This is a genomic window from Streptomyces sp. NPDC046881 (assembly GCF_040645015.1).
Lineage (GTDB): Bacteria > Actinomycetota > Actinomycetes > Streptomycetales > Streptomycetaceae > Streptomyces.
Genome location: NZ_JBEYXJ010000008.1, coordinates 91,869 through 108,368 on the forward strand (window position 1 = coordinate 91,869; position 16,500 = coordinate 108,368).

Below are 16,500 nucleotides of genomic sequence, written 5' to 3' on the forward strand. Positions count from 1 at the left end.
TCAGGCCCTCGCTGACGGGTCCAGCCGTCGCGGGGGCCGATTCATGTCGTGCTGCTGGGAGGGACGGTAGCGCACGCAAAGTATCCACGTGGACGCGTTGAGTGAAGAAAGCTTTCGCGGGGGGCCGTTCACTCACACGAGGCAACTTGTGCCTGTTGGGGCGTGGTTGGCGTACTGGCGTCCTAGTGTGCGGCCATGGATACGGGTGCCGATTCGGGTACGGGCGGCGCCGAGCCGGACTCGAACGTCGAGTTCCTGCGCTGCTTCGGCCGGCAGATGAAGCTGCTGCGGGAAGCTGCCGGGCTGACTCAGGCGGAGCTGGGGAGCCTGGTCGGGTACGGCGAGGCGCAGATCGCGGCGGTGGAACAGGGGCGGCGGATCCCCAAGCCGGAACTGATCGACGCGGTGGACCGGGCGGTGGGGGCGCGGGGCGTGCTGGTGGCCATGAAGGACGAGGTGGCCAAGGCGCGGTATCCGTCGTTCTTCCGGCGGTACGTGCAGTTGGAGGCGGAGGCTGTTGAGCTGCATGCGTACATCAGCCATGTGATCAAGGGGCTCTTGCAGACGGAGGAGTACGCACGGGCTGTGTTCCAGATGTGGCGCCCGCTGCTGGATGAAGAATCCATTGAGCAGGGTGTGTCCACCCGGATGGATCGACAAAAGCTCTTCGCGCGCCGGCCGGCTCCCCTGTTGAGCTTCGTCATCGATGAACACGTCCTCAGACGACCACTCGGGGGACGAGAGGTACATCGGGGGCAGCTGGAGCAGCTCCTGATCTACGGCCACCAACGCAATGTCGAGATGCAGATCATGCCGCTCGCCCAGGAAGAACATGCCGGACTGGCAGGGCCGTTCACATTGATCCACTCGCAGAAGCAGCGCAGGATGGCGTATGTGGAAGTGCAGGGGCTGAGCACCTTGCACACGGAATCGAGGAAGGTCAGCTCGCTGGAAGCAACGTATGGCGTCCTCCGGGCGCAGGCGTTGACTCCCCGGGCATCCCTGATCTTCATCGAGAAGCTGTTGGGAGAGCTATGAAGGCAAGCAGCTCCGAGCCTGCCGTCCATGAACTGAGCTGGTTCAAGAGCAGCTACAGCGCGGGTGATGGCGGTGACTGCGTGGAGATCGCGGACGCGGGTACGGCCGTACTGGTCCGTGACTCCAAGCGCCCGGAGGAAGCGCTTCTTTCCGTCGGTGCCGACGAGTGGGCGGCGTTCGTGCGGATGGCCGCGCACGGCTGAACGGTGTGGTGGAGGGGCGGTCGGCTGCTGCTGGCCGCCCCTCTGTGCTTGCCTACTCGCTCTTCTTCTTCCGCCCGCCGGTCTTCTTCTCCGGACGCCACTTGACGAGGTCCGTCTCGGAGACTTCCGCGTCCGCGCGGCCCGAGTCGAGGGCGGCCTGGAACTCCTCGGCGGGGTTGCCCTCCCACTCCTCGTCGTACTCGCCGTACCACTGGTGGACCCAGGGCATCACTTCCCGGAGCCCGGCGAGCAGAGGCACGAGCCGGGGGTCCTTCTTGTCCCAGCCGCCGACCTCGATCCGGCTGCGGATCAGACCGACCAGGGCGTCGGCCTGATCGCGGTGGTTCCAGCCGGCCCAGCCGAGGAGGAGGGAGCTGTCTGACTCCAGGGAGGCGCCGGGGTAGGAGATGAAGCGCTCCTTGGGGACGTCGAGCTTGCCTCGGTTGGACCAGTAGGAGTGCTTGAGGAAGTCGGCGCTGGAGTACTTCGGCGGCACCTTGATGTCGAGCCGCTGTCCCGTACGGTCCTCCTCCCGCTGCTGCTCCCAGACCTGCTCCCACTGGGCCCGCTTGCGCAGACCGGAGTCCTTGTAGCGGAGGGCCGCCAGGTACGGCACGTGCTCGGGGTCAATGACGGCAGCCAGCACGGTGGCGAGGGAGGCGTCACGCTTGCCGAGGTGATCGGTGGCGTACAGCTCGGCCACGGCCTGGACGTCCTTGTCGTGGCGCAGGGCGTCGGCGAGCTGGTTGACGGTGAGCGGCCGGGGCACGGTGAACCCGTCTCGCTCCTCGAACCACAGGTCTTCCCGCTCGGCGGCATCGAGCAGCCAGCTCCGGAGGGCTGCGGCTTCCCGCTTTTCCCAGGGCTCGATGGACCAGCGTCGCTTGTACTCGGGCCGCTCGATGAGACGGATGTCCTTGTTGGCCTCGATGAGATCGATCCGGGCCTGGACGACCTTCCGGTACGCCTCCGGCCAGTGGGCGGGGATCTCGGTGGTGGGGGTGGAACTGTGCCGCTCGAACCATGCGGTCTCCGCTTCCCCAGCGGCCACCTTGCGAGCAAGCACGATCTCGAACGCACGCTGGCCAAGGGCGACTTCCGGGACGTCGTCAGTCGTGGTCCGCGCAACCTCTTCGCTGCTGAGTAGCCCGTACGCGCCGTAGACGGTCCAGTCCAGCTCCTCTTGCAGGGCGATCATCCGGGCGCGGATCTGCTCCTGGGTGCGGCGAGCTTCGTCCAGGGCTTCACGGGTGGGCACGGCCTTACCGGTGAGGACGGAGGGCGCGTGCTTGGCCGACTCCTGGGCAAGGGCGTCCAGTTCCCGACCGAGAGCGAGGGGAAGCTGCTTGGGGAGGGGGAACTCCTGGAGCTTGGTGCCGGTGAACTCGTACCGCTCCTCCCACTCCTCATCTTGCAGGCCGCGCCCAAGGCCGCTGCCGCCCTTCCCTTGACTCACCTGCTTGAGCCAGAAACAGGCAGCCGAGGAGTTAAGCACCCCCAGCAACTCCAGATGCCGCTCCTCACTTGCCCCCTCCGGCAACTTGATCACCGGCGCCGAACGGTTGAACACCTTCCCGCCTCGGTCTAGCACGAAGTGGTTGTGCGTCGCTACGAATGCGAAAGGAATCGACATGGGCGCGCGATAGCGCTTGGGGAAGAACATGCTGTGGTCGAACCACCGCAATCCGCGCTCTTCAGGAGTCTGACCAAAGTCCAGTCGTGCTCGGAGAACTGCTCTGTTAGGCCACAGGAAAGCTTCCTCGGTTGAGAGCAATTCTCTTGCGCTGCCTCGGGCGCTGGAGTCCTCAGTGGTTGTATAAGGGAAAAAGGTAGCCGTTGCCGGGTAGATTGCGTACTCACGCACTTCCTCGCCTAGTACGACGGGGACGGTGCCCTGGGAGATCTGTCGTGTAAGGGCGGAGGCAGGCGGCATGTAGTACGCCTCGTCGTTCCCGGTGTGAGTGGTTCGCCCTACCTCGTCGATGGCGCCGCTCAGCCGTTCAGTGGCCGCTTCCAGCCTGGCCAAAACACCCGGCGCCCCACCGCCGGATAGTGACCACGGGAACATCGCCAGGCGCGTGCGCTCTGCGTCCTCGACGGAAACCCAGTCCGACTCGCTATGTGGCGATCCGACCTGAGCAACGATCGCCTGCCAGACGAGTCCCTTCTCGGGGTCGTCTGGCTGACTAGGCTCCCCGCGAATCCCGAGCACAGCCCGCACCGTCTCACTCTGCCGAGCCACCTGATTCCGCCCCACCAAAATAACGGTCGGCGTCCCATGCCCCGGAATGTAAGCCCCAGACGTGTCGATAACATGCGTAAGCTGAACCCTCGGAAAGAACTCCTCAATCAGCTTCTTTCCGAACTCTCTCTTCATGAACGAGTTGGCCGTGATCTGCCCGGTGAACCCGCCATCCCGATGGTCACCCCCCGCCCGAACCGCCAACTCGAAGATCCGCTGAGCGAACGGAACCGACAACGCGTACTGTCGATAACAGGCGTCGTAAGCAGCCTTGTAGTTCTTGTTCTCGTTGGCGTCCTTGACCGTGATGTAAGGCGGATTCCCCACCACCACGTGATACGACCCCCGCCCGAGAAGATCAACTTCCCGCGCGTACTCCTCCACGTCCTCGGTGCGGAAATAGAACGGCTCGTTCTCCGCGAACAGGGTGTCCAGCGCCTCGGTAACCGTTTCGGCGCCCCGCCCATGAAGAAGCGAGTCCGCCACAGCCACCCGAATGGGCAACCCGGGAGCCGCGCTCAAGTCCTGCACGCCGCCCGCCTTCAACGCGGCCACCAGCAACCGGAACCGAGCGATGGCCACGGCGAACGGGTTCTTGTCGGCGCCGTGCACGGACTCCAACGCTCGCCGCACCAGCACCCACGGCTCAGTACCCGGCTCGGCCTCCCGCCACTTCGCCAGCAGCCGTTCGAACATACCCAGCAGGAAGTGCCCGGAGCCGCACGCGGGGTCGATGCACCGCAGCCCCCGGACGACCTCCTCACCACCCGGACCGTCGGCCCACACCTCGCCGTCCCACCCGGAGGGCCGGTGTTTCCACGCGGGTGTCAGCCCGAACTCCTCCACGGCGGGCTCAAGCGTCAGGTCGAGGATGAACTCCTCCACGAACACCGGGGTCTGGAGCAGCGCGTACGTCTTGCGGGCGTGCTCGGACAGGTCCTGGTACAGGTCGCCGAGGAAACGCGTGTCCAGCGAGGAGTCGGTGAAGTCGTGGACGATCTCGCCGTCCGCGCCCCGCTGCCGCCAGAACGCGAGCAGGGCCGTGGCAGCCTCGTACGACGGCGTCACCTCGTACAGGGGGTTGTGCGCGCGGTCGAACAGCCCCTCCACCGTCCGGTGCGACTTGGCCAGCGCGTCGAAGGAGTCCAGCAGCCAGTCCCGGTCGTTCTTCGACGGGTTCTCCCGGAAGTACGCGTCGTGCCGGTCCTGCGCCTCGGCCAGCCGATCACCCGGCCCCGAGAGCCACGCGTCCGGGATCAGCCCGTTGTCCTCGCTGAACCGTACGAAGACACACGCCAGCACCCACGCGGCGGCGATCTGCACGACCCGCTCGTCCCGCCAGGTCTCGTACATCGCGGCCGTACGCTCCGCCGCGACCGCCTTCTCGTACTCGACGCGCAGCGCGTCCCGGAACTCGGGCTCGTTCTCGGTACGGGCCCGGAGATCGTCCTCAAGGATCCGGGCCTGGGCCTGGAGATCCTTCAGCAGCCGTGTCCTGTCGAGCGAGGCCCCCGCCCCCTGTGTCTCCTCGGGCGTCACCGTCACAGCCGCACCTCTCATCCCGCTCACGGTCCCGCGATCACCGCGGATGCACCGATTTCCCTGCGAACCCCCCGGCCCGCCGTCCCATCCTGCCAGCCCCGCCGCACCGCGTTCGTTGAAACTGATGCGTACCGAGCCGTCCACCAGGCGCGACTCGGTATTTGTGCTGGTCAGACGGTTGGTGCCACACGCCAGCGGTCCGGCCATGCGGACCGGGACGGGCGCCACCCCACCGCCGTACGCGCCCTCGCCTACATGCCCCGCTCGTGCTCACGCACGTACGTGAAGCCCCGGGGCAGCTCGTGGGGCCCGGCCAGGCCGGCCCGCGCGTGATCTTCCCGGTAGGCGGCTGCCGCCTCCGGGCTCGCGTCCTTGCCGAGGTGGCCGATGCGCATCAGATGCCCCGCGACACGGTGGGCGCTCACGCCGTAGCCCGTGCTTGGGTCATCGCGAAGATCCTCGCGTTCTGCCACCCGGAGCACCGGGGCGTAGCAGAGCAGCGGAACCGGTGTCTCCCCGCGCCGCGCGGGATAGTGCAGCATGGCGGCCCGGTTGATGCTGCCCTGCTCCCACGTGAGGATCCGGCGGGAGAGAAGCCGCTCGATCGCCCCGTGGATCTTCTTCTCGGCCGGCCGCTCCGACGGTTGCGCGCGCTCGACGGTGTTTCGGACCAGTGCCTCCTGCGGAAGCAGCGCCCGGCCCTTCTCGTCCAGGTAACCGAGTTCGCGCAGCGCGATCAGGACGAGTTCCTCCACCCGGTCCACGCGGGCGTCGAACGCCGCGAGTTCACGGGTCATGATCCTCGGGTCGTACGCGTAGCGGACCACGGTGCCGCCGAAGACGACGGGCTCGTCCAGCGGGGTGTAGGCCAGGCGCAGCTTCCTCCAGGTGTCCCACCGCACCGACACGCGGGTGCCGGGCAGGACGAAGGACTGCCACGTCAGACCGGTCAGGACCGGCTCGGTGCCGTTGGCGTCGAGCCTGATGCCCTTCTGCTCGTCCAGGATCCTGATGCGGCGGCGCCCGCGCAGGAACGTGAGGTCGAGCGGCTCCTGGGGAGCGGCTCGGCCGGCCATCTCGGCCGGTACGGGGCACGTGCCGTGCAGGAGGTGCTCGGCACGCACGTGGAACTTCCACTCCACTGTGAGACCGGTGTTGACCACCGAGTGGGGCAGCCCGCTGTCGAGTTCCCCGACGACGACGCGTGCGAGGTCTTCCGCCTCCGGGGCCGGCGGCTGCGCGTCCGCGACCGGCTGCGGGGCCGACGCCTCCATGCGCCCGTAGCAGCCGTTGCAGTACAGGGCGTCACCCCGGGCGGCGACCAGCTTCGCCGTCTTCGTCTGATCGCAGCGCGCACAAGTGAAGGGCGCGACCGCCGCCAACCGCACCAGCTGCGTGTCGCCACGCGGCGGATACGTCTTCACGATCTTCTTGCCGAGGAGGCCCCCGCCCACCTTCATCACCATCGATCCCCCCGGATCTTCCGTCCTCCAGGTCTTCCCTCGGCAGCGGCAGACCGGGAGCACAGCACGAGTGGGACCCGGGGCGCCGTTCCGCGGAAGGAAAGGTGATCAGCGTAGATTTCCCCACTTGGCCGGGCAAGGTGTTCGGTCCGGATGGCACTCGGTGCCCGCGAACTCCGCGGGCGCCGGTACGATCCGCCGACCTCGGACGATCAAGCGGGTGACTCGGCCATGCGCAGGCTCTTCAGGAACAGCCCGTCCAGCACCTCCCACTCCGTCGCCCGGTCCACCACCTCCACGGTCCGGCCGTCCAGCGTCGGCGTGGCACGCGGATCCTCCGCCGGAAGCAGCAGCCACAGCCCGTGCGGGGCGTCGGCGGGGCGCCGTGCCGACTGCTGGAGCGAGGCCAGCAGCTCCCGGCCCCCGGCCTCCCAGTAGCGGGCGATCAGGCCGGCTTCATGGGCGAGCAGGACGGTGCGCGGGCCGGAGCGCTCCGCGAGGTCCACGAGCCGCTGCCGTACCCGCTCCGCCGCGAGCCGCGTGTACGAGGCGAGCGCCGCGCCGAGGGTGCCCGTCGCCGTGAACTTGGCGTCCGCCTTCAGCAGAGCCTGCCAGCGCACCGACTGCTCCTCGGCCAGCTCCTTCAGCGCGTCCAGGAACATGCCGTTCAGCGGCACGGTGATGGCGTCGAACCGCTCCGCCAGCGCATCGGCGACACCGGGCAGCTCCGCGCCCTTCAGCGTGAGCGCCAGGAAGCCCCCATGGCGACGGGCGTCCGCGAGCCGTGCCGACAGCACCTCCCTCGGGTCCCGGCCCTCGGCGATACGGCCCTGGGCGGCGGCATAGAGAGAACCGGTGCTGGTCAGCATCGAGGAGGACAGGTTCAGGCGACTGCCCGCACCCTCCTGCGCCCTGGGTACGAAACGGCGCCGGTCCTGGTCGTAGACCAAGGGGAAACCCGCCTCGACGAGCGCCTCGGCCAGCTCCACGTACGTCGTCCCGTCCAGCACGGACAGGCCGGGGAACCGCGCCCGGACCCGGGCCAGCAGGTCCGCCGTGGAGATGCCGGTCTCGGGGCGGACGCCCGCCGGGGCCTGCGAGATGCGCAGCGCCCGCTCCAGGCCGAGCGACAGCGGGAACAGTTCCAGCCGGGGGGAGAAGGCCACGCCTCCCGCCATGGAAGCGGCCAGCTCCACCAGTCGTGTGTCGGCGAGCGGAGCCATGCCGTCGGGCGCGGGCACGGCGCGCAGTTCCCGGAGCACGGTGGCGCGGCCGGGCAGGGGGTCGCGTCCGGCGAGGTCAGCCGCCTGCTCGCCCAGCAGGGTCGCGTAGTCGGCGAGTTCGGCCGGCGTGGGATCGTCGGCGCCCGGCTGGTCCTCCAACGCGATGACGACCCGGCCGCCGCGCCGCTGCACGGCGAAGCGGGGCGGTGCCTCGCCGGCGTCGGCGGGCTCGTCGTCCCGCTTGCGGATCTCCGTCTCCACCGCGGCCCGGACCACGGCCAGCGCCTTGGCCTGGGCCTCGGCCGGGTCACTGGTGCCCGCGCCGTGCCGGGCGCGCAGCTCCGACGCCAGTTCCTCCGCCGTCGACACACGATCCCGGTCGGTCAGAATCGCCACCAGCTCGTCGCGGACCCGGCGGAGCCAGGACAGCTCGGCCCATTGCTCGACCGCGGCCTGCTGGTTCTGCGAAACCGTCGGCTGGCTGATGCCCAGGGCCTTCGCGATCAGGCTCTGCGCAGGCCACGGCTCCAGTGCCTCCCCGACCTCCAGGACCCCCGGCAGCTGGAGGGTCGCACGCACCACGTCGGGGCGGGGCCGAGTGCGACGCTTGCCCTCGGGCGGCGTGAGACGCGCGGCCAGGGTGTCGACCGACTCGAGGACCTCTTCCGGAGCGTCCGGCTCCAGCGCCACCGGCCTCTTCACGGCGGCCTTCCGGCGCAGCGCCTGGGTCCACTGGCGGTGCCGGCGGTTCAGCTCCTTGCGGATCGCGTTGCCCGCGCCCCGCGCCCGGGAGATGTGGTGCGGGGGAATGTCCAGCAGCTGTTCGACGGTGTGGGCCTTGAGGCTCTCGGCGACCGACACCGCGCGCGGTGAGAGACCGGCAGCAGCCAGCGGAGTCTTCAGGGTGGCCGCCTCGGCGGCCTGCTCCCGGGCGTCCTCCAAGTCGTCCGCGCTCAGTCCGACCGTGGCCGGCGTCGTCGCCGGGCGGGCCGCGTCCGCCTTCCGGAAGACCTGCCGCCACGCTTCCTGGAGCTGCGGAAGGGTGTCGTACCGGTGCTCGACGTCCCGGTGCAGTGCCCGCTCGAAGAAGGCCTTCAGCCCTTCGCTCAGGGCCTGCGGGAAAAGCTCGGCCGACACGTGCAGACTCGCGTCCGCGACCATCCGCGGGTCACCCTGCCCGTCCCCCCACACCGGCCGCTCCCCGGAGGCCATCTCGTGCAGGGTGACCGCGGCGGCGTACCACTCGGCGTGATCGTCGTAGCGTGAGCGGCCGGCCCCGCCCAGGAACGGATCGAGGTACCCGCGGGTGCCCGCGTGCAGGTCGTGGTCCGGAGCGTCCGCCAGGGAGAAGTCGAACAGCATCAGCTGCCAGGAACCGTCGCTCCGCTTGAACAAGCCCAGGTTGTCCGGCTTGATGTCGCGGTGCCGCACCCCGCGCGCCGCCAGGGTGTCCAGCGCCTGGAACAGGTCGTTGCCGAACCGCTCCAACTGGTCGTAACCGAGCGGGCCCTGGTCCCGCAGCCGGGAGCCGAGGCTGACGGGCTCGCGGTCGTCCTCCCCCCGGAAGCCACCCGCGTACTCGATGTCGAGGACCGTGTGACCGGCCAGCTCGCGCGGTTCGGCGAGCAGCTTCACGATGTGACCGCCACCCACCTCCTTCAGCGCCTTGGCCTCCGCCAGCAGGCGCGCGTCCTTCTCCTGGTCGAGGGCGACCTTGAAGACCCTGAGGAGCTGCTCCCCGTCGTCGGTATCGGTGCGGCGCACCAGCAGTGCGCGGGCCGTGGCACCGGTGCCGAGTACACGGACCACCGTCCAGGTGCCGTCCAGCGGCTGCCCCGGCTGCACGGTCAGGGGATCGGCGACCGGCCCCCCGCCCGCGGAGGGCGCGGCCGCGTCCGCTTCCGCCGCGCCCAGCAGCTCCAGGAACTCGTCGACCGACGCCAGACGGTCCCGGACGTCTGCCGACGTGGCCCGGAAGACGAGGGTGTCCAGCGCCGCCGAGACGGAGTCGGAGACGGCATAGGGGTGCAGCCCGCCGTCGCTCTGTAGGCGTTCCAGCAGCGCGCTGCGCCGGTCCGCCGGCGGTCGGCCCGTGAGCAGCAGGTAGGTGAGGGCGCCGAGCCCGAAGACGTCGAGGTCCACCGGGTCGGCGAACTCCTGATCCGTCTCCGGCGCCAGATACACCTGCGCCGTGTCCGCGATCAGCCCCCCGTCCAGAGGGGTGTCTCCGAGCGAGCGGTGCAGCGTCGTCTCGAAGTCACGGGCCGCGGTCTGCCAGTCGGCGATCCGCAGTACCGGTTCACTGCCGTCGTCGCGTGCCGAGACATAGACCGAGCGCGCGGCCAGGGCCCGGTGGTAAAGGGACCGGTTGTGCGCGTACCGCACGGCCTCGGCGAGCTGCCGCACCAGATCGAGACGCTGTGCGGGGGTGAGACGACCGCCGTACGCGTCGAGGTAGGCGTCCAGCCGGAGATCCGACGCACGATGCCGGAAGAGGATCGCCGGGCCGCCCTGGTGCTCACGGATCTGCGCCGCCTGCACGATGCCCCGGTGATTGATGCCCTGCAGCACCTGGTACTCACGGCGCGCGGCCCGGTCCACCTTCGCGCGCTGCTCGTCCGAGGCGGCGGCACCTGCCAGGTATATACGGACCCGCCCACTCTCCTGGACCAGGCCGTCGTCCCGCACCGCCAGCCGGTCCTCCCAGCCGGGACCGGCGTCCAGAGCACGAGGTTCGAGCTTCCAGTCGTCCCCGAACCGCAGGTGCGCGGTGGAGTGGCTGACACCGACCTTCTGCATCAGCCGTTCCAGGCGCTGGCTGATCAACGGGGTGATGCGCCAGCTCTCCCGCTCCGGGGGGCGGCCCAGCAGATCGTCCCAGATTTTCGGCAGCCCGCTCGCGCCGTCGTTGCGGCCGTAGACCGAGGTCCGCTGGAACTCGTCCAGCTCGCTCACGAGACCCGGATCGTGCAGGAACACCGCCGGCTTGATGAACGGCACGTCCCGCACGTTCATGCCCAGCGCGCGGGCCGCCCGCTCCAGCTGCCCCTTCAGCTCCTTGGCTTTGAGGTCGGTCAAATAGAGGGGATTGCGCAGCGTGCGCACCCGGTCACCGTGGAACTGCCAAGTGTCACCGTGGTTCACCACCCTCCCGGGGTGGCCCTTCAGCTCCAGGAGATAGAGGCCGCCCGGAACGGCGATCAGTACATCGCACTCGTTGATCCGACCGGACGCCCCAGTGAACTGGAACGTCGCCCATGCCCGGAAAGGTTCCGTTTTCGGCATCAGCTCCCGGAGATGGTCCAGCCCCTCCTGCTCCCACTGGAATCCCGACCGCCGGGGCTGGAACCAGCACTCCCGGGGAGCGGGAGCTGTCGGCTTGGGAACAGCGGGCACCAAGCACCTCCGGAACGGCAGTAGTGAAGGAGGGGGACGGCACGACGACACGCCCCATGCCACCCCCTCGACGGCGAGGTCAGAATCCTATTTCGTTCCTCTGACATCGACTCCGATCCGGTTCGCGCGAGGAACAATCGGGTGTCCCGCGAAGGCACCGGCTGCGAGAAGGCACCCCGATGCCGGAGGCCGCCGGTGCGCGTCCCCTACTGCTCCAACGCGTCCAGCGCCCCGAGCTGCTGCATCAGCCCCAGCTGGTCGTGCTGCCACCAGATCTCGGCGATCTTGCCGTTGTCGGCGAACCGGAACAGCGCCAGCCCCGTCATGGCGACCCGCCTGCCGGTGGGCCCGATCCCCAGGAAGTCGCCCTTGTGCGTCGCGTTCCACGTCCACCGCGCGCAGGCCCGGTCGCCCTGGGCGATCACGTCCTCGACCGTGAACGCGAAGTCGAAGGCGCCGCGCCACATCCGGAACTCGGCGCGGGCGTTGTCCAGTCCGATGGTGTCCTGCGGGTTCACCGGGTCGTGGCTGTGGACGTCCTCGTCCAGCAGGTCGTTCAGCGGCGGCAGTTCGCCCGCGGTCGCGAGCGCCTCGAAGAACCGCCGGACGGTGTCCACCGCCGGGTTCTCGTCCCGTACGACGTCCAGATCGATGAACGTCGGCATCTCGTCGCACAGCGCGACCATCTCCCGGAAGATCCGGTCGGTCTCCGGGAGGTTCGAGTTCCGCATCGCGTCCTCGTACGACGGGAACTCCACCACCTCCACTACGTGCGACGCGTCGGAGCGGTCCGTGCCGACCACCGCGTGCGTCGCCGTCCGCTTCCCCTTGGTCTGCTCGACCCAGTCGTCGATGAGCCGGTTCATCTCGTCCAGCCGGCTCGTCCTGCACTCGATGAGCTGTACGAACGTCATGGCGCCGCCTCCGGGCCCCCCTGGTCCGGTACCGTCCCGCCCATTTTCCCACCGGGACGGCAGCGCCACCGCCGCTACTGCGGCCCGTACTTGCGCCCCGTCCGGGAGCTGATCCCGCCCAGCAGCCCGCGCGGGGCCACCTTCACCAGCCCCATCAGCGCCTTGTACCGGGGGTCGGGGATGGACAGGGTCTTGCCGCGCGCGAGATCGGCCAGGGCCGCCGCGACCAGCTTGTCGGCGTCCAGCCACATCCAGCCCGGGATGTTGTCCGTGCCCATCCCGGCACGCTGGTGGAACTCGGTGCGCACGAAGCCCGGGCACAGTGCCATCAGCCGGACCCCGGTGCCGGCCAGGTCCTTCGCCGCGCCCTGCGTGAACTGCACGACCCAGGCCTTGGACGCGCCGTACGTGCCGCGCGGGACGAACGCGGCCACCGAGGCGACGTTCACCACCCCGCCCCGGCCGCGCTCGCGCATCGCCGCGGCCGCCGCCGACGTCAGCCGGAGCACCGCCTCGCAGTGCACCTTGAGCATCCGCAGCTCGTCCGCCATCGTCACGTCCAGATAGCGGCCCTTGTTGCCGAAGCCGGCATTGTTGATCAGCAGGTCGACCGGGTTCTTCCGGTCGCCGAGCCGGTCGGCGACCGCCTCGATGCCCTTGTCCTCGGACAGGTCGGCGGTCAGCACCTCCACCTCGATGCCGTGCCGGTCGTGCAGTTCCGTCGCCTGCTCGCGCAGCCGCTTGGTGTCGCGGGCCACCAGGACGAGGTCGTGCCCGTCCGCCGCCAGCCGGCGCGCGAACGCGGCGCCGATCCCCGCGGTCGATCCCGTAATCAGAGAGGTTGTCATGGCCCAAGGGTAGTGACCGGGAACGGCGGCTTCCGCTGTCCGGCTCGCCCTGCCCGGCAGCCTCCTGACGGCGGCTCAGGCTCCGTGTTCCGCCACGTACGCCCGGGCCCGCGCCAGTGTCTCGGTGTGCAGCGCCTCGCCCGCCGCGAGCAGCCGGGGCAGCAGTTCCCGCTCGGTGGTGACCGCGCGGAACTGCATGGTCGCCGTCACCCCGTGGTCCGGCCGGTGCACGATCTCCACCGGATCGCCGGCCCGGATCTCGCCCGGCTCGATCACCCGGAGGTAGGCACCCGTTGCGCCCTTCTGTGTGAACCTCCTGACCCAGCCGCGCTCGCCCAGATGGCCCTGGAACGTGTTGCACGGGATGCGGCCCGCGGTCACCTCCAGCACCACCTCGGAACCGATCCGCCAGCGCTCCCCGATCAGGGCCCCGGAGACGTCGAGACCGTCCGTCGTCAGGTTCTCGCCGAAACAACCATTGGCCAACGATCGGCCGAGTTCGCGCTCCCACACGTCGAGGTCCTCGCGGGCGTACGCGTACACCGCCTGGTCGTTCCCGCCGTGGTGGCGCGTGTGGCACACCGCATCCCCGGCGAGCCCGCTCGCGCCGATTCCCTTGGGCCCCGGCGCCGCCACCCGCACGGGCCCGTCGGCCGGGCGCTTGTCGATGCCGGTCAGACCCTCCGGCTGGCTCGTGTAGGCGACCTGCCGGGGGCTGCCCAGATTGACGGAGAGAAGCTTCATGTCCCGCACGGTAAGTGATCGGGACCCAAAGTGTCGACGCATTATCGGGTGCCGCATCCAAGGCTCCCTTATGCTCAAGAGGTGATCGAGGCCCGTCATCTCCGCGTCCTGCGCGCCGTCGCCACCAGCGGCTCCTTCTCCGCCGCGGCGCGCCAGCTGGGCTGCACCCAGCCGGCCGTCAGCCAGCAGATGAAGGCCCTGGAAGCCTCGGTCGGCACCCCGCTGCTGGTCCGCACCGGGCGCGAGATGCGCCTCACGCAGGCCGGCGAGGCCCTCGTCCGGCACGCCTCCGGCATCCTCGCGGGGCTCACCGCCGCCGAGGAGGAGGTCGCCGCCATCGCCGGGCTGCGCGCGGGCCGGGTCCGGCTGGTCTCCTTCCCCAGCGGCAGCTCCACGCTGGTCCCCACCGCCCTGGCCGCCCTGCGCGCCGCCCACCCCGGCACCCGGGTCTCCCTGGAGGAGGCCGAGCCCCCGCGGTCCGTCGAACTGCTGCGCGAGGGCGACTGCGACCTGGCCCTGGCCTTCCGCTACGAGGGCGCGGCGGTCGCCGAGGAGTGGGACGACCTCGTCGTACGCCCGCTGCTCACGGACCGTCTGGTCGCCCTGGTGCCCGAACGGCACCGGCTCGCGCGCGCGGAGGCCGTCGCGATCGGCGAGCTGGCCCAGGAGCCCTGGATCGCGGGCTGCCCGCGCTGCCGCGGCCAGCTGATCGAGGTGTGCGAGGGGGCCGGTTTCACCCCGCGCATCGACTTCGCCACCGACGACTACCCGGCCGTGGTCGGCCTGGTCGGCGCGGGCCTCGGCGTGGCCGTACTGCCCCAGCTGGCCGTGGAGTCGGTACGGCCCCGGGGCGTGCGCACGGTACGGCTGGAACCGGCGGTACGGCGGGAGATCGTCGCCCTCACCCTGCCGGACCTGGCACAGGTGCCGGCGGTGTCGGCGACGCTGGAGCAACTGGCCCGGGCGGCGCGTCCGGCCGTGCGCGGCTAGGGGCTGCCGCGGGGCGCGGCCGAGGGCTGCCGCGGAGTGCGGCGAGGGGCTGCTGCGGGCGTGGGGTCACGCGGAGCGAGGCACGGGCACGCGCGCGCGTGCCCGGTCATGGTTCCAATGGGTGAAGAAACGTTCCTTCAGTGATCCGAGGCGGTGTCCCCGCTGGTGGTCGACGCCGCCACCAGGCGGTTGCGCGCCCGCCCCATCAACTCCTCACGCTCGTCCTCGGTCAGTCCGCCCCAGACTCCGTACGGCTCGCGCACCGCGAGCGCGTGCGCCGCGCACTCCGCACGGACCGGGCACCTCATGCAGACCTCCTTGGCCGAGTTCTCGCGAGCGCTCCGAGCCGCCCCGCGCTCGCCCTCCGGGTGGAAGAAGAGCGAGCTGTCCACCCCGCGGCAGGCAGCCAGCAGCTGCCAGTCCCACAGGTCCGCGTTCGGTCCGGGAAGGCGGGAGAAATCTGCCATTACGTGACCCCTTGTCGCCGTTCTGGGCGGATACGGTGCCAACGACCGTACATCTCCGGTCTAAGGAGATGAAAATATGACTCATTGCGAATCTAGCCCCGGACACTGCGAAACGGGAAGAAAAGGTGCCAAATGGGGCATAGGTTGTGATGAAAACTTGTGGGTCCGTCGGGCATGTCTGCACCGTGTCGACCCCCTCACGTAGAGTGCCGAAGACGGCACGCGGCCCCGTAACTCTTTCGAGTGACCGTCGTTGAGAGTGCGGAGGCGGTTGAAAACACAAGCGCTCGGGCAGGCGTCCGAGACGGTCGACCGCACAGGTGACGATTCCGTACCAGCCTGGAGGCTCAAGGTGACGCGCATCAGCTGCGGAGGGCGGTCATGACATCCGTCCTCGTCTGCGACGACTCCCCGCTTGCCCGAGAAGCGCTGCGCCGCGCGGTCGCGACCGTGCCCGGTGTCGAGCGCGTGACGACGGCGGCCAACGGCGAGGAAGTCCTCCGCCGCTGGGGCGCCGACCGCTCCGACCTCATCCTGATGGACGTGCGCATGCCCGGCCTGGGCGGCGTCGAGACCGTGCGCCGGCTGCTGTCGGCCGACCCCGGCGCACGCATCATCATGCTCACCGTCGCCGAGGACCTCGACGGCGTGGCCCTCGCGGTCGCCGCCGGCGCGCGTGGCTACCTGCACAAGGACGCCTCGCGCGCGGAGCTGCGCGCCACGGTGACGCAGGCCCTCGCCGACCCGACCTGGCGGCTCGCCCCGCGCCGCCTGCGCTCGGCCGAGATGGGCGCCGCGCCCACGCTCACCGCGCGCGAGATCCAGGTCCTGGAGGGCATGAGCCACGGCCGCTCGAACGCCGAGATCGGCCGTGAGCTGTTCCTCTCCGAGGACACCGTCAAGACGCACGCCCGGCGCCTGTTCAAGAAGCTCGGCGCGTCGGACCGGGCCCACGCGGTGGCCCTCGGCTTCCGCTGGGGACTGGTCCGGTAACCGGTGCGAGGCCCTGCGGGCCGCCCGGCGCCGGTCACTCTCCGGTACGGCTCCTGCGCACGGCATCCGCACGGACGGGCGACCGGCTTCCCGGTGACCGACCCGCGGGCGGGTGTCCGGCCGGTGGCCGGCTCGCCTGGGGGCGTCCGGCTGATGCTCGGTTCACCGGTGTCCGGCTCGCTGGCGGGTGTCCGGGCGGTGGCCGGTCTGTTGGCGGGTGGTTCGCTGAGGTGTGACGTGCCGGCGGGTGCTGTACCGGTGTCCGGCTCGCTGACGGGTGTCCGGGCGGTGGCCGGTCTGTTGGCGGGTGGTTCGCTGAGGTGTGACGTGCCGGCGGGTGATGTACCGGTGTCCGGCTCGCTGACGGGTGTCCGGGCGGTGGCCGGTCTGTTGGCGGGTGGTTCGCTGAGGTGTGACGTGCCGGCGGGTGATGTACC

Annotated in this window: 11 protein-coding genes; 4 read left to right on the top strand and 7 right to left on the bottom strand. The window is 70.0% G+C overall.

Translation table 11 applies throughout. The features are described from left to right. Positions 1–195: 195 nt before the first annotated feature. On the top strand, positions 196–1,038 hold the full coding sequence (locus ABZ923_RS06770; RefSeq protein WP_361467666.1) for a helix-turn-helix transcriptional regulator: 843 nt from the start codon (positions 196–198) through the stop codon (positions 1,036–1,038). Beyond that, positions 1,035–1,241: a DUF397 domain-containing protein gene (locus ABZ923_RS06775; RefSeq protein WP_361467669.1), complete on the top strand. Its 207-nt coding sequence runs from the start codon at positions 1,035–1,037 to the stop codon at positions 1,239–1,241. Before ABZ923_RS06770 ends, ABZ923_RS06775 begins: the two co-directional genes overlap by 4 nt. Before the next feature lie 52 nt (positions 1,242–1,293). On the opposite strand, the gene pglX is transcribed toward ABZ923_RS06775, so the two are convergent. From pglX to ABZ923_RS06805, 6 genes are all read right to left on the bottom strand, one after another. Then, a complete protein-coding gene (gene pglX, locus ABZ923_RS06780; RefSeq protein WP_361467672.1) occupies positions 1,294–5,028 on the bottom strand; it encodes a BREX-2 system adenine-specific DNA-methyltransferase PglX in 3,735 nt (1,244 codons plus the stop codon). A 248-nt stretch (positions 5,029–5,276) separates the two neighbouring features. Next, positions 5,277–6,491, bottom strand: a complete 1,215-nt coding sequence (locus ABZ923_RS06785; protein WP_361467675.1) for a hypothetical protein — start codon at positions 6,489–6,491, stop codon at positions 5,277–5,279. A gap of 209 nt (positions 6,492–6,700) precedes the next feature. Continuing rightward, positions 6,701–11,107: a BREX system serine/threonine kinase PglW gene (pglW, locus tag ABZ923_RS06790; RefSeq protein ID WP_361467677.1), complete on the bottom strand. Its 4,407-nt coding sequence runs from the start codon at positions 11,105–11,107 to the stop codon at positions 6,701–6,703. Between the two features lie 206 nt (positions 11,108–11,313). Beyond that, the gene (locus ABZ923_RS06795) at positions 11,314–12,021 is read right to left on the bottom strand and encodes an ester cyclase (protein ID WP_361467680.1); all 708 of its coding nucleotides are present in this window, start codon (positions 12,019–12,021) and stop codon (positions 11,314–11,316) included. Positions 12,022–12,095: 74 nt separating this feature from the next. Further along, the gene (locus ABZ923_RS06800; protein WP_361467683.1) at positions 12,096–12,869 is read right to left on the bottom strand and encodes an SDR family oxidoreductase; all 774 of its coding nucleotides are present in this window, start codon (positions 12,867–12,869) and stop codon (positions 12,096–12,098) included. A gap of 75 nt (positions 12,870–12,944) precedes the next feature. Beyond that, positions 12,945–13,613: an MOSC domain-containing protein gene (locus ABZ923_RS06805; RefSeq protein WP_361467685.1), complete on the bottom strand. Its 669-nt coding sequence runs from the start codon at positions 13,611–13,613 to the stop codon at positions 12,945–12,947. A gap of 81 nt (positions 13,614–13,694) precedes the next feature. Here ABZ923_RS06805 and ABZ923_RS06810 point away from each other — a divergent pair, with 81 nt between their 5' ends. Further along, the gene (locus tag ABZ923_RS06810) at positions 13,695–14,603 is read left to right on the top strand and encodes a LysR family transcriptional regulator (protein WP_361467687.1); all 909 of its coding nucleotides are present in this window, start codon (positions 13,695–13,697) and stop codon (positions 14,601–14,603) included. Positions 14,604–14,740: 137 nt separating this feature from the next. On the opposite strand, the gene ABZ923_RS06815 is transcribed toward ABZ923_RS06810, so the two are convergent. Continuing rightward, a complete protein-coding gene (locus tag ABZ923_RS06815; protein WP_030641276.1) occupies positions 14,741–15,070 on the bottom strand; it encodes a WhiB family transcriptional regulator in 330 nt (109 codons plus the stop codon). Between the two features lie 381 nt (positions 15,071–15,451). Here ABZ923_RS06815 and ABZ923_RS06820 point away from each other — a divergent pair, with 381 nt between their 5' ends. Beyond that, positions 15,452–16,063, top strand: a complete 612-nt coding sequence (locus ABZ923_RS06820; RefSeq protein WP_003948568.1) for a response regulator transcription factor — start codon at positions 15,452–15,454, stop codon at positions 16,061–16,063. Positions 16,064–16,500 lie beyond the last annotated feature (437 nt).